The organism is Bradyrhizobium genosp. L (assembly GCF_015624485.1).
Taxonomy (GTDB): Bacteria; Pseudomonadota; Alphaproteobacteria; order Rhizobiales; family Xanthobacteraceae; genus Bradyrhizobium.
Genome location: NZ_CP061378.1, coordinates 183,279 through 195,660, shown reverse-complemented (window position 1 = coordinate 195,660; position 12,382 = coordinate 183,279). Strand labels below are relative to the sequence as shown.

Sequence of the window (12,382 nt, the reverse complement as noted above, 5' to 3'; positions counted from 1 at the left end):
TCAGCCGCCGATCGACTCGATCGTCACGTTGCGGTTGGTGTAGACGCAGATATCGGCCGCGATATCGAGCGCGCGGCGCACGATGGTCTCGGCGTCCTTGTCGGTGTCGATAAGTGCACGCGCGGCGGCCAGCGCATAATTGCCGCCGGAGCCGATCGCCATCACGCCACTTTCAGGCTCCAGCACGTCGCCGGTACCGGTCAGCACCAGCGAGACATCCTTGTCAGCGACGATCATCATCGCCTCCAGCCGGCGCAAATAGCGGTCGGTGCGCCAGTCCTTGGCGAGCTCGACGCAGGCCCGGGTCAATTGCCCCGGATATTGCTCGAGCTTGCCCTCGAGGCGCTCGAACAAGGTGAAGGCGTCGGCGGTGGCGCCGGCAAAACCGCCGATCACGTCGCCCTTGCCGATCCGGCGGACCTTCTTGGCATTGGCCTTGATCACGGTCTGGCCGATCGAGACCTGGCCGTCGCCGCCGATCACCACCCTGCCGCCCTTGCGGACGGTGCAGATCGTGGTGCCATGCCAGACCGGCAGCTCATTTTGGGATGCTTGCATAAGTTACCTCTTGTCCGGGCTGATTTAGGCGGTCCGGCAGGGGGTTACAATCCAGGGGGTCTTTGCGGGCCATTTTGGTCACCATGGCCGCAAGTCGGGGCAATTTGGCGTCATCCCGCAGTAGCGAAGGTGACATCGGCCTGTTAAAAGGCCGGCGATTAGAGGATTTGCGTTTTCGGCACGAGAGAGCTCGATTTTCATGCGCACGGCGACCATCAAGCGCAAGACCAAGGAGACCGACATCGAGGTGACGGTCAACCTCGACGGGAAGGGCGTATCCACGGTTTCGACCGGGATCGGCTTCTTCGATCATATGCTCGATCTCCTGGCCCGGCATTCCCGCATCGACATCACGGTGAAGGCGGATGGCGATCTCCATGTCGATTACCACCACACCACCGAAGACGTCGGAATTGCGCTCGGCCAGGCCGTGAAGCAGGCGCTCGGCAACATGGCCGGCATCACCCGTTACGCCTCGATCCACATGCCGATGGACGAGACGCTGTCGCGGATCGTGATCGACATTTCGGGGCGTCCGGTGCTGGTGTTCAAGGCCGACTTCCCGCGCGACAAGATCGGCGAGTTCGACACCGAGCTGGTGCGCGAGTGGTTCAACGCCTTTGCGATGAACGCCGGCGTGACTCTCCACGTCGAGACCCTATATGGCGAGAACAGCCATCATATCGCCGAATCCTGCTTCAAGGGTCTGGCGAGGGCGCTCCGGACGGCGGTCGCGATCGATCCGCGCGCCCAGGGCGAAGTGCCCTCGACGAAGGGTCAGCTCGGCGGCTGACGTCTCCTCATCTCGGCGGAGTTTCCGATGCCGGTCTACACAGTGCATGCCCCCTTGGGGAACGGCGCCGATCTCGCGGCGACCGACAAATTCGCTTTCGTACGTGACGGCTTCCATTTCTGGGCCGCGGTGACCGGCGTGATCTGGCTCGCCTGGCACCGGCTCTGGCTGGCGCTGCTCGGCTGGCTCGTCCTCACCTTCGCGGTCGACTTCGCACTGGTGAAGCTCGGCCTTGGCGGTGGAGCGGTTTTCCTCGTCGACCTCGTGCTGATGCTGTTGCTCGGGTTCGAGGCCGCGAGCCTGCAGCGCTGGACGTTGTCGCGGCGCAAATGGCGCCAGCTCGACATCGTCGTGGCCGATGACGAGGAAGCCGCCGAGCGCCGCTTCTTCGATCGCTGGACCGCACGTCACCGCGGCGTCGTCAACGACCAATGGTCGGTCGATCGCGGCGCGCCGCCGCCGACCCGAAATGTTCCGGGCCAACCGTTCTCGAAGGCCCCGCCGCTGCCGCAAGGCGGCATCATCGGATTGTTTCCAGAGCCAGGAGGATCGCGATGACCGTTGCCATCATCGATTACGGCTCCGGCAATCTGCATTCGGCGGCAAAAGCCTTCGAGCGCGCCGCGCGCAGCATGGAAGATCCGCAGGCCATCAAGGTGACGCGCGATCCTGATGCGGTGTATCGCGCCGATCGCATCGTGCTGCCCGGCGTCGGCGCCTTTGCCGATTGCCGCCGCGGCGTCGATGCGGTCGACGGCATGCTGGAGGCGCTCACCGAAGCGGTCAGGGTCAAGGCACGGCCGTTCTTCGGCATCTGCGTCGGCATGCAGCTGATGGCGACGCGCGGCAAGGAGCATGTCATCACCGAAGGCTTCGACTGGATCGGCGGTGACGTCGTGAAGATCGAACCGCGCGACGAAAACCTCAAGGTCCCGCACATGGGGTGGAATACGCTCGATCCCGTCCGCGAGCACCCGGTGCTGGAGCGGCTGCCGCTCGGGCCGAAGGGCCGCCACGCCTATTTCGTGCACTCCTATCACCTCAACGCCGCCAATGAGGCGGACGTGCTGGCGCGCGCCGACTATGGCGGGCCGGTGACTGCGATCGTCGGGAAGGACACCGCGATCGGCACCCAGTTTCACCCCGAGAAGAGCCAGCGTTTCGGCTTGGCCCTGATCTCGAACTTCTTGAAGTGGAAGCCGTGATCCTCTTTCCAGCGGTTGACCTGAAGAACGGCCAGTGCGTGCGCCTCGAGCAGGGCGACATGGCGCGCGCCACCGTGTTCAATCTCGATCCGGCGGCGCAGGCCCGCGCCTTCGCCGCGCAGGGATTCGAATATCTCCATATTGTCGACCTCGACGGCGCTTTCGCCGGCAAGCCGATGAACGCGCAGGCGGTCGAGGCGATGCTCAACGCCGTCACCATGCCCGTTCAGCTCGGCGGCGGTATCCGCGACCTCAAGACCATCGAGGCCTGGCTCGACAAGGGCATCACGCGCGTCATCATCGGGACCGCCGCGGTGCGCGATCCGGAACTGGTGAAGGGCGCGGCGAAGAAATTCCCCGGCCGCGTCGCGGTCGGGCTCGATGCCCGCGACGGCAAGGTCGCGGTCGAGGGCTGGGCCGAGACCTCGCACGTCACCGCGCTCGAGATCGCGCAACGTTTTGAAGATGCCGGTGTCACCGCGATCATCTTCACCGATATCGCCCGCGATGGCCTGCTCAAGGGCCTCAATCTAGATGCCACGATCGCCTTGGCCGAGCGCATCTCGATTCCGGTGATCGCCTCCGGCGGCTTCGCCTCGATCGACGACGTCAAGGCCTTGCTGGAGCCGCGCGCGAAGAAGCTCGCTGGCGCCATCGTCGGCCGCGCGCTCTACGACGGCCGGCTCGATCCGGCCGCCGCGCTCAAGCTGATCCGTAGCGCGGCCTAGGAGAGAAACATGTTCAAGGTTCGCGTGATCCCCTGTCTCGACGTCAAGGACGGGCGCGTGGTCAAGGGCGTCAACTTCGTCGATCTGCGCGACGCCGGCGATCCGGTCGAAGCCGCGATCGCCTATGATGCCGCCGGCGCCGACGAGCTCACCTTCCTCGACATCACCGCAACCCACGAGAACCGCGGCATCATGCTGGACGTGGTGCGGCGGACCGCGGAAGCCTGCTTCATGCCGCTGACGGTCGGCGGCGGCGTCCGCACCGTCGACGACATCAAGACCCTGCTGCGCTCCGGCGCCGACAAGGTTTCGATCAATTCGGCGGCGGTCAGCCGTCGCGAGTTCGTCAAGGAAGCCGCCGAAAAATATGGCGAGCAATGCATCGTGGTCGCGATCGACGCCAAGCGGGTCAAGCGCCCCGGCGGCTCGGACCGCTGGGAAATCTTCACCCATGGTGGACGTAATGCCACGGGCATCGACGCCATCGAATATGCCCAGGAAGTGGTCGCGCTCGGCGCCGGCGAGATACTGCTGACTTCGATGGACCGCGACGGCACGCGGCAGGGCTTTGACCTGCCGCTGACCCGGGCGATCGCCGACAGTGTTCCCGTACCGGTCATCGCGTCCGGCGGCGTCGGTAATCTCGACCACCTGGTCGACGGCGTCCGCGAGGGTCACGCCACCGGCGTGCTCGCCGCCTCGATCTTCCACTTCGGGGAATTTACCATCCGCCAAGCCAAGGATCACATGGTGCGCTCGGGCCTGCCGATGCGGCTGGATCCCTAGCGCGAGATCGGGGACTCCTTGTCACAAAAATGCTAATCCCCATTTTGGGGATGGCACCGGGGCGGTGCCGGCGCTCTTGCGTGAGTTGAGTTGATGTCGCGTTTCACGGTCCACGATCTGGCCGCCACCATCGATGCCCGCGCTGTGTCGGGCGGCGAGGCGTCCTATACCCGCAAGCTGCTCGACAAGGGCGCGGAGCATTGCGCCAAGAAGCTGGGCGAGGAGGCGGTCGAGACCGTGATCGCCGCGGTCGAGAATGACCGCGATCACCTCATCGCCGAGAGCGCGGATCTGGTGTTTCATCTGCTGGTTCTGCTGAAGTCACGCGGCGTGAAACTGGAGGATGTCGAGGCGGCGCTGGAGAAGCGCACCGCGATGTCCGGACTGGAAGAGAAGGCGGCGCGCAAGCGCGATTGATCAAGGGGCGGTCTCATGGACATTCGGGCACCAGATCAGCAATACAATCCCTACCGCGTCTTCACACGTCAGCAGTGGTCGCATCTGCGCGACGACACGCCGATGACGCTGGAGCCCGGCGAGTTCGACCGGCTGCGCTCGATGCACGACCGCCTCGACTTGCAGGAGGTCGAGGACATCTATCTGCCGCTGTCGCGGCTGCTCTCGATCTATGTCGATGCGACCCAGCGGCTGTATTATTCGCAGCGCCAGTTCCTCAACATCCGCGACCGCAAGATGCCCTACATCATCGGCGTTGCGGGTTCGGTCGCGGTCGGCAAGTCGACCACCGCGCGCGTGCTGCAGGCCATGCTCGCCCGCTGGTCGCCGCGGCCGAAAGTCGATTTGATCACGACCGACGGTTTCCTGTTTCCCAACGCCGTGCTCGAGCGCCAGGGCATCATGCAGCGCAAGGGCTTTCCGGAAAGCTATGACCTGCCGACGCTGCTGTCGTTCCTCAGCGACATCAAGGCCGGGCGCCGCCGGGTCCGGGCGCCGGTCTATTCGCATCTGACCTACGATATCGTGCCGAACAAATGGGTCGAGATCGACCAGCCCGACATCCTGATCGTCGAAGGCGTCAACGTGCTGCAGGCCGGCCGGCTGCCGCGCGACGGCAAGGCGGTGCCGTTCGTCTCCGACTTCTTCGACTTCTCGGTTTACATCGATGCCGAGGAAGCCGCGCTGCGGCAGTGGTACATCAAGCGCTTCCTGGCGCTGCGCGACACGGCGTTTACCGATCCGAGGTCGTACTTCCACCGCTATGCGCCGCTGTCCGACGAGGAAGCCACCGCGACCGCGATCGCGATCTGGGAGCGCACCAACCTCGCCAATCTCGAGGACAACATTCGGCCGACCCGGCCGCGCGCGACGCTGATCCTGAAGAAGGGCGCCGACCACGTGGTGCAATCGGTGGCGCTGCGGCGGCTGTAGCTGTCGGGCCGCATCACCCAGATCCGTAGGGTGGGCAAAGGCGCACTTGCGCCGTGCCCACCCTCCCCGGCGTGCTCGTGATGGTGGGCACGCTGCGCTTTGCCCACCCTACAATTCAGCCTACGCCGCGATATGCCGCGACGCGGCGAGGCCCGCGAGCGCCTGTTCCAGCTTCTCGCGGTCGAGCGGCTTGATCAGGAAACCATCCATGCCGGCCTCGAAGCAGGCGTAGCGGTCTTCCACCAGCGTGTTGGCGGTCAGCGCCAGGATCGGGGTCCGGCGGCCGGGCTCGGCGGACTCATGCGCACGGATGCGCTTGGTGGTCTCGATGCCGTTGAGGCGCGGCATCTGGATATCCATCAGCACGAGGTCGTAGGGCGTGCCGGCCGATTGCGCCGACAGCCAGGATTCCATCGCCTGCTCGCCGTCGATGGTGACGACCACGGTATGGCCGAGCCGCGACAGCAGCGAGCGCATCAACAGCGCGTTGATCTCGTTGTCCTCGGCCACCAGGATCGAGAACCCCTTGTCCCGCGCCGTCGTCGCCGGGGCTGTCGGCTCGGCCTCGGCGAGCGCCTCGATCGCAAGGCTCGGCGCTGCGACTTCGGGCGAGGCGGTGAGGCGCGCGGCGAGCGAGGAGGCGCGCAACGGCTTGACCAGGTAGCCGGTGAACAGCGGCGTTGCGGACGCCAACAGGTCCTGCCGCGTCGCCGGGGTGAACATCACGATGCGGTGGGTCGCATGGCTGCGCGCGGCCGCGGCGAATACCTCCATCGCCGGCGCACCGAGGGCGTGGTCGATCAGCACCGCGTGCCAGGTGCGCTCCGGCAGCAGCGCCGCGGCGACCTCGGGATCCGACACGATGCAGGTGTGCGCGCCCCAGCGTTGCAGCCGCCGCGCGATCAGCGAGGCCTCGATGCTGTGCGGCACCACCAGCATGATCGACTGCCTCGCGAGATCGGGCGCGGCAAAACTGTTGGCCTCGCCGGTGTCGTCAGCGGCGAGCGGGATCGACACTTCGAAGGTCGAGCCGGCGCCGGGCGTGCTCGCCAGCGCGATACGGCCGCCCATCCGCTTGACGATGCGGTCGCTGATCGACAGGCCGAGGCCGGTGCCGCCATAGCTGCGCGCGATTCCCTGGTCGGCCTGCTCGAACTCGCGGAAAATTCTCTGCTGCGCATCCGGCGGGATGCCGATGCCGGTGTCGCGCACCAGGAAGCTGATCTCGTTCGGCCAGATGCCGGGCTCGACGATCAGCGCCACGCCGCCGGTCGCGGTGAACTTGATGGCGTTGCCGGCGAGGTTGAGCAGCACCTGGCGCAGCCGCGCAGCGTCGCCGATCACCTGCAAGGGCAGCCGCTCGTCGACATAGGCGGCAACCTCGATGCCCTTGGCCTGCGCGCGCGGGGCCAGCAATTCGGTGATCTCCTCGATCATGCCCGGCAGCGCGAAGGCACGGTGCTCGAGATCAATCTTGCCGGCCTCGATCTTGGAATAGTCGAGCAGCTCCTCGATCAGCGCGAGCAGCGCGTCGCCGGAGGTCTTGACCGCCTTGACATAGGTGGTCTGCTCCGGCGTCAGCTGTGTATCCATCAACAGCCCGCTCATGCCGATGATGCCGTTCAGCGGCGTGCGGATCTCGTGGCTCGCCATCGCCAGGAAGCGCGACTTGGCGCGGTTGGCGGCGTCGGCCTGGTCGCGCGCCTCGGCCAGCGCCCGCTCGCTCTCGGTGCGGTCGGTGACGTCGCGGCCGACGCTCTGCACCTCCGCCGGCGCGCCGGCGTCGTTGCGCACCAGGCCCTCGCGCCAGGCGATCCAGCGCGGGCCGAGCGGTCCCTCGATCTTCTGGTCGTAGACCCGCGTGCCGCTGGATTCGAGCGCGCTGCTGCCCTGTTCGAGGATCTTCAGCGTTGCGGTGCTGTCGATCAGATCGTCGCGCGAGACCTGCGCCAGTTCGCAATAGGCGTCGTTGGCGTAGGTGATGCGGCCCTCGAGGTCGCGCAGCACGATCAGGTCGCCCTGCGCCTCGAACAGCGTGCTGGCGCGCTGCTCGGCTTCCTGCAGTTCCCAATTGCGGTCCGCCATCGCCTCGTTATGGGTGGCGATGGTGCGCAGCTTGGTCCGCAGCAGCCGCAGGCGGATGCCGAGCGTCACGATCCAGAGGCAGGCCAGCGCGAACAGGAAGCTGACCCCGATCGCGAACGCATTGGGGTCGTAGCCGCTGTGTTCGGAGAGGGCGCCCGAGATGAATCCGAACGCGCCGCCGAACGCGGCCGAGAAGATCATGAAGGAACGGACGGCCGAGGTAATCCTGGGATGGCGCCGCATGAAGCGGCGCAGGCGCAACTTGATCCGGAAAATACGCCCCATCAATAGCGGCCCTGACAGCTTGAATCTGCCGGCGACGATGCGTCCGGCCACCTTGCAAAGTGCTTGAGGTTGGTGGCTGTTTCGCGCCGCCCTGCGAACAGGGTTAACGAAGCGTCAACTGCGCCACGACCGGGGCGCGGAGGGGTGCGCTTGACGGCAGCGACGCCGCCTCGATGCGGCGTTGGCCGCCGCGGGCACTGACGATCAGGGCCGCCGCCTCGCGGACCGAAAACGTCTTCGACTGCACGAACACGCGGTAGTCGGACGGACCGTCGTCATGCGAGAGATAGATGATCGGATCGGACGTCGACGGGCTGCCGGAGATCGCGATCAGCTGCGGCACGCCGTTGCTCTCGCAGGCGCCGGCTTCGGCATCGTCGACGTCGTCGATCACGGTGAAGTCGGCGGTCTCGGCATTGTCGGTGACCTGGACGCGCACGGTGGCGAGGCGGGGATCGTCAGTGAAGGCGACATGGAGGTCGGCAAACCACGGGATCGATGCGATCTGCAAGGTCGCGTCGCCGACCTCGATGCAGGGCCGCTGTCCCGGCAGGAATTCGACGCGGGCAAACACTGCGGCCACGGCAAGGGGGACCACCGAAGCCAGAATCTTGAAACGCAACATGACACCAACTCGCTCGACCCAAGCGTCCCGCGGATCGCGGCGCTTATGGTTTGCGGAGCGTAAACGGGAGTGGTTACTGTGGCGTTGACGCGCGGCCGATTCCGGCACGAATCGAGACAACAGCTTCGGCTCTGGATGGTCTCAGATCAGGCCGCGCGGCGCAGATCGTCGGCCAATGCACGATAGGACAGCGCTTCGGCGAGGTGCAGCCGGCCGATCGTCTCGGCGCCGTCGAGATCGGCGAGCGTGCGCGCCACCCGCAGCACGCGGTGATAGCCGCGCGCGGTGAGGTGCATGGTGTCGGCGGCCTCGCGCAACAGTTTTTGGCCATGCGCGTCGGGGCGCGCGATGGTCTCGAGCAGCGCGCTCGGTGCTTCCGCATTGGTGCGGACATGCGGCATGCCGGCCGCCGCGTAACGCGCGAGCTGGATGTTGCGTGCTGCCGCGACGCGGGCGGCGACCTCGGCCGATCCCTCTGCCGGCGGGGGCAGGATCAGGTCGGCGGCGGTCACGGCCGGCACCTCGATCCTGAGATCGATGCGGTCCATCAGCGGACCGGAGATCCGCATCTGGTAATCGGCGGTGCAGCGGTCGAGCTGACCGCGCTTGCAGGAATAGCCGGGCTCATAGGCGCGGCCGCAGCGGCACGGGTTCATCGCCGCGACCAGCATGAAGCGCGCCGGATAGGTGACCCGGTGGTTGGCCCGGCTCACCGAAACCTCGCCATTCTCCAGCGGCTGGCGCAACGAATCCAGCACGCGCGGATCGAACTCCGGCAATTCATCGAGGAACAGCACGCCCTGATGCGCCAGCGAGATCTCGCCGGGTTTTGCGCGCATGCCGCCGCCGGTCAGCGCGGCCATGCTGGCGGAATGGTGCGGGCTGCGGAACGGACGCCGCGCCGTCAGCGCGCCGTCGCGGATCTCGCCGGCGACCGACGCGATCATCGAGACTTCGAGCAGCTCCGGCATTAGGTAGCAAACTCACCAAGCCACCTGTCGGCTATGCTACCTGATTTGCTTACACTCCCGCCATCACGGGAGATGCAGCCATGAACAGTTTTGTATTGAGCGGCCTCGTCGAGAAGCGGGCCAGGTTGGCGGGCGATATCGAGAATACCCACGAAGCCCTGCGAAAGATGGTCCTAGACCTCGAAAGCCTAGACGCGACCATCCTTCAATTCGATCCGGACTACCGGGTTGAGACCATCAAGGCCAAGGCCTTCCGGCCGCCGAAGGATTGGAGCAACCGGGGCCAGATGTCCCGGATCATTCTGAGTGTTCTCAGGCAGGCCGCAGAGCCGCTTACGACGCGGGATATCGCCCTACAGCTACTTGTCGAGCGGGCCTTGGATAAGAGCGATCAGCGGCTTTTGCGGCTCATGACAAAGCGGGTCGGGGTCGCGCTTCGTATCCAGCGGGACAACGGGGCCGTTCGGTGCGACCAGGGGCCGGGGCAGTATATGCTGTGGGAAATCGATAGGTGAGTCCGAGAAAAGCCATGCGACTGGAACGAATCAGTTCCTTTCACAAACTCGTGAACTTCTTCCAACCTCCTGAGAGTCCTTGCACTTCCGTTAAATTGTTCCTCTTGACAGAGAAATAATTAATCCGGAAATAGGGCCGCTTTGATATTGATACGACCCATACGCGGTCTTAGGTTGCTGGCGTTGGGTAATTCCCGAGGTAGCGTCTTTTAGGAGATAAGCCCCGTTTGACGTGGCCGCCCGAGGGTTCCAGCAAATTTAAGGCTCGCCTAGGCGAGCCTTATTTTTTTGATGAATACCAATCGTCACGATAGCCGACGTTCTTGCTGATTAGATTTGCAAACCTAGGCTCTTTCTTTTCATACTTCCGAAAAAGAGCCCACGACAGAAAATCCACGGCTTGTAACCCAGCTACGTCATGCGACTCAGAGTGGGAAATTGTCAGCTCCTTCTCGTGTTGGCAGTCGCCAACTAAGCGGGTTTCGACATATCCATCGAACTTCATCTTTGAATGAGTTTCTTTACTCCGCTGATCGACAACGATTTCAAGCGGCCCAGCAAAGTGCCTTGGATATGCTCGGCACAATAGCGTGCCGCACAAGAAATTGTACGCGACGCCGTACTCTGCTTTCATGATGTGGCTTGAAAGATGCTTCTTTTTTGCGATCGAATAGTGGATTTTATTGGGACCAGAACAGATCGAAGTGAGAATTTCGGTCATGATGTCTTCGCGTCGATCGCTGATCGACTTCGGTATTTTAGGATTGTGCTTAGAACCCCAAACCGACGTACCTTTGATCTCAATATCTTTTGGCCAGCCATCGTTGATTAGCTTTGCTTTTTCTTTCCATATCCTCTTTTCAAGCGCCTTTAAATTCTCCGTGCAGAGAGCAGCAATAAGGAAAAACTCGCTTGACCCGTCACTAAGGCCAAGCTCGCCGGACTCGTCTATGAAAAGGTAATGCATAACATCGCGCTCGATTCGCTTGCGACTGAATGCGATTTTTTGTCACATTTCAACCCTTGAGAGCACGCTGCCAATACCCCTTCCACTGGCGCGAAACGGGATGCTGCAAAGCAGCGTCCGTCGTCATCAGGTACTGTTCGCCATTGCTGACGCGACGGCTGTTCTCGCGCCAAGCCATTTCGCTTGCATAGGCGTTCAAATATGGACCGGCCACATGATGATGGATGCCGATCTCAGCGCGCCGTAGGCGGGAAAAGAACGACTCTGCCTGATTGGTGTTCGACTCCTCGGTCGAGTACGCTTCGGAGTGATTGATCCGCTTCGTCAGGAAACGCGCATGCAGCGCGTCCCAATGCGAAGCCTCATCAGCATGCACGACGCTGCCCGCAGCAACGCGGGTCGCGATAGTAACAAGCGAAGCATCTTCCGACTTGAAAACGAAGGGCAACGTCCGGCCGCCGCGCTCGCGCATGATGACAACCACACGGCGCTTGCCGGTCTGGTTCTGAGCAAGGCGACGGTCCTTGCGATCAACGCGGCGGTTGGCGGGGCGGACGTGACCGCCGAAGTATGCGCCATCAATTTCCACTTCGCCAGAGACGGTCGCGCCGTTTGCTTCTGACGCGAGAGCTTCGCGGATTTTGTGCGCCATCACGAAAGCCGTCTTGTACTGGCAATCCAGGTCGCGGCTCAATTGCAGGGCGGCATGACCCTTCGCGCCGTTCACGAAAATGGCGATTGCCAGAAGATAGTCGCGGATCGGGAGCTTGCGGCTGGCGAAGATCGTACCAGACGTGACGCTGAATTGGTGATTGCAGCCCTTGCACTTGAACAGCTTGCGGGTCGCGTAGGTGTAGGTAGCAACACAGCCGCAGCGGGGGCAAACCGGCTCGCCGTCAGTGGCGGCCCAGCGGATCAGCTTGAAGGTCTGGTAGGCTTCCTCGTCCGACAAACGGGCGACCTTCGCTAAACTTAGCGACCTCGCCTTTGCCGTGAGAAGGAAGTGTTGCGACATGAGACCAACGTTTTCCGTTGACCTCATTGATAAGCGTTGAAAGTAATGGCGTCAACGAAAATCGATGACCTTGACGAAATTCTTCCGTGTCATCATATTGCGCGAATGACCCCGGAACAGTGTCGAGCCGCGCGAGCATGGCTAAATTGGCCTCAAGACGCGCTTGCAAAAGCAGCGAGCGTGGGCGTTTCGACCGTGCGGGACTTTGAGGCCGGACGGCGGGAGCCGACCCGAAACAATCTAACGGCAATGAAAGCTGCTTTGGAAAAAGGTGGTGTTTCATTTTCGTCTGATGGCAGTTCGAGCGGAATAAACGTTCTGACTAACCGCTAAGCCATTATTGGCTGGACGGAATCGGGCGCATTGAGTAGACTACAAAAAGAACGAGCCGCCCCCGCGCAAACGAGAACGGCCCGTTCCGACCCCTTTACGGGGTCTTCCGACTCTACCTGTTAGCGCA

At 63.4% G+C, this 12,382-nt stretch carries 14 protein-coding genes and 1 pseudogene; 9 read left to right on the top strand and 6 right to left on the bottom strand.

Translation table 11 applies throughout. The annotated features are described in order from the left end of the window. Window positions 1-558 carry an ATP-dependent protease subunit HslV gene (gene hslV / locus IC762_RS00915; RefSeq protein ID WP_195786795.1) on the bottom strand — a complete coding sequence of 186 codons (558 nt, stop codon included), beginning with the start codon at window positions 556-558 and terminating at the stop codon, window positions 1-3. Between the two features lie 199 nt (window positions 559-757). Here hslV and hisB point away from each other — a divergent pair, with 199 nt between their 5' ends. From hisB to coaA, 7 genes are all read left to right on the top strand, one after another. Then, on the top strand, window positions 758-1,351 hold the full coding sequence (hisB, locus tag IC762_RS00910; protein WP_195786794.1) for an imidazoleglycerol-phosphate dehydratase HisB: 594 nt from the start codon (window positions 758-760) through the stop codon (window positions 1,349-1,351). 27 nt (window positions 1,352-1,378) lie between these two features. Next, a complete protein-coding gene (locus tag IC762_RS00905; protein ID WP_195786793.1) occupies window positions 1,379-1,909 on the top strand; it encodes a DUF2628 domain-containing protein in 531 nt (176 codons plus the stop codon). Further along, window positions 1,906-2,556, top strand: a complete 651-nt coding sequence (gene hisH, locus IC762_RS00900; RefSeq protein ID WP_195786792.1) for an imidazole glycerol phosphate synthase subunit HisH — start codon at window positions 1,906-1,908, stop codon at window positions 2,554-2,556. The genes IC762_RS00905 and hisH overlap by 4 nt, the downstream gene beginning before the upstream one ends. Further along, on the top strand, window positions 2,553-3,284 hold the full coding sequence (gene hisA, locus IC762_RS00895) for a 1-(5-phosphoribosyl)-5-[(5-phosphoribosylamino)methylideneamino]imidazole-4-carboxamide isomerase (RefSeq protein WP_195786791.1): 732 nt from the start codon (window positions 2,553-2,555) through the stop codon (window positions 3,282-3,284). Before hisH ends, hisA begins: the two co-directional genes overlap by 4 nt. 9 nt (window positions 3,285-3,293) lie before the next feature. Continuing rightward, entirely contained in the window at window positions 3,294-4,070 is a 777-nt protein-coding gene (gene hisF / locus IC762_RS00890; protein ID WP_195786790.1) for an imidazole glycerol phosphate synthase subunit HisF, read from the top strand. A gap of 93 nt (window positions 4,071-4,163) precedes the next feature. After that, on the top strand, window positions 4,164-4,487 hold the full coding sequence (locus tag IC762_RS00885) for a phosphoribosyl-ATP diphosphatase (RefSeq protein ID WP_195786789.1): 324 nt from the start codon (window positions 4,164-4,166) through the stop codon (window positions 4,485-4,487). 15 nt (window positions 4,488-4,502) lie between these two features. After that, window positions 4,503-5,459, top strand: coding sequence for a type I pantothenate kinase (coaA, locus tag IC762_RS00880; RefSeq protein WP_195786788.1), 957 nt, complete (start codon window positions 4,503-4,505; stop codon window positions 5,457-5,459). Between the two features lie 120 nt (window positions 5,460-5,579). On the opposite strand, the gene IC762_RS00875 is transcribed toward coaA, so the two are convergent. From IC762_RS00875 to IC762_RS00865, 3 genes and pseudogenes are all read right to left on the bottom strand, one after another. Beyond that, window positions 5,580-7,829, bottom strand: a complete 2,250-nt coding sequence (locus IC762_RS00875) for a PAS domain-containing hybrid sensor histidine kinase/response regulator (protein ID WP_195786787.1) — start codon at window positions 7,827-7,829, stop codon at window positions 5,580-5,582. A 103-nt stretch (window positions 7,830-7,932) separates the two neighbouring features. Further along, window positions 7,933-8,454 carry a hypothetical protein gene (locus IC762_RS00870; protein WP_195786786.1) on the bottom strand — a complete coding sequence of 174 codons (522 nt, stop codon included), beginning with the start codon at window positions 8,452-8,454 and terminating at the stop codon, window positions 7,933-7,935. 146 nt (window positions 8,455-8,600) lie between these two features. Then, window positions 8,601-9,419 (bottom strand): annotated as a pseudogene (locus tag IC762_RS00865) (ATP-binding protein); the annotation flags it as partial. Window positions 9,420-9,505: 86 nt separating this feature from the next. Here IC762_RS00865 and IC762_RS00860 point away from each other — a divergent pair. Then, a complete protein-coding gene (locus IC762_RS00860; protein ID WP_195786784.1) occupies window positions 9,506-9,940 on the top strand; it encodes a hypothetical protein in 435 nt (144 codons plus the stop codon). A 280-nt stretch (window positions 9,941-10,220) separates the two neighbouring features. Here the strand turns inward: IC762_RS00860 and IC762_RS00855 are convergent, their stop codons facing one another. Continuing rightward, complete coding sequence (locus IC762_RS00855; protein ID WP_195786783.1) at window positions 10,221-10,907, bottom strand: DUF3800 domain-containing protein; 687 nt, start codon at window positions 10,905-10,907, stop codon at window positions 10,221-10,223. A gap of 49 nt (window positions 10,908-10,956) precedes the next feature. Then, window positions 10,957-11,949 carry an IS1595 family transposase gene (locus IC762_RS00850; protein ID WP_195786782.1) on the bottom strand — a complete coding sequence of 331 codons (993 nt, stop codon included), beginning with the start codon at window positions 11,947-11,949 and terminating at the stop codon, window positions 10,957-10,959. 18 nt (window positions 11,950-11,967) lie between these two features. Here IC762_RS00850 and IC762_RS00845 point away from each other — a divergent pair, with 18 nt between their 5' ends. Then, window positions 11,968-12,255 (top strand): helix-turn-helix domain-containing protein, encoded by a 288-nt coding sequence (locus tag IC762_RS00845; RefSeq protein ID WP_349629761.1) that lies wholly within the window; start codon window positions 11,968-11,970, stop codon window positions 12,253-12,255. The last annotated feature ends 127 nt before the right edge of the window (window positions 12,256-12,382 follow it).

Bases quoted from the DNA above. Each gene is read 5' to 3' on its own strand.
- hslV (WP_195786795.1), bottom strand. From the start codon at position 558: ATGCAAGCATCCCAAAATGAGCTGCCGGTCTGGCATGGCACCACGATC.
- hisB (WP_195786794.1), top strand. From the start codon at position 758: ATGCGCACGGCGACCATCAAGCGCAAGACCAAGGAGACCGACATCGAG.
- IC762_RS00905 (WP_195786793.1), top strand. From the start codon at position 1,379: ATGCCGGTCTACACAGTGCATGCCCCCTTGGGGAACGGCGCCGATCTC.
- hisH (WP_195786792.1), top strand. From the start codon at position 1,906: ATGACCGTTGCCATCATCGATTACGGCTCCGGCAATCTGCATTCGGCG.
- hisF (WP_195786790.1), top strand. From the start codon at position 3,294: ATGTTCAAGGTTCGCGTGATCCCCTGTCTCGACGTCAAGGACGGGCGC.
- IC762_RS00885 (WP_195786789.1), top strand. From the start codon at position 4,164: ATGTCGCGTTTCACGGTCCACGATCTGGCCGCCACCATCGATGCCCGC.
- coaA (WP_195786788.1), top strand. From the start codon at position 4,503: ATGGACATTCGGGCACCAGATCAGCAATACAATCCCTACCGCGTCTTC.
- IC762_RS00875 (WP_195786787.1), bottom strand. From the start codon at position 7,829: ATGGGGCGTATTTTCCGGATCAAGTTGCGCCTGCGCCGCTTCATGCGG.
- IC762_RS00870 (WP_195786786.1), bottom strand. From the start codon at position 8,454: ATGTTGCGTTTCAAGATTCTGGCTTCGGTGGTCCCCCTTGCCGTGGCC.
- IC762_RS00860 (WP_195786784.1), top strand. From the start codon at position 9,506: ATGAACAGTTTTGTATTGAGCGGCCTCGTCGAGAAGCGGGCCAGGTTG.
- IC762_RS00855 (WP_195786783.1), bottom strand. From the start codon at position 10,907: ATGCATTACCTTTTCATAGACGAGTCCGGCGAGCTTGGCCTTAGTGAC.
- IC762_RS00850 (WP_195786782.1), bottom strand. From the start codon at position 11,949: ATGAGGTCAACGGAAAACGTTGGTCTCATGTCGCAACACTTCCTTCTC.
- IC762_RS00845 (WP_349629761.1), top strand. From the start codon at position 11,968: ATGGCGTCAACGAAAATCGATGACCTTGACGAAATTCTTCCGTGTCAT.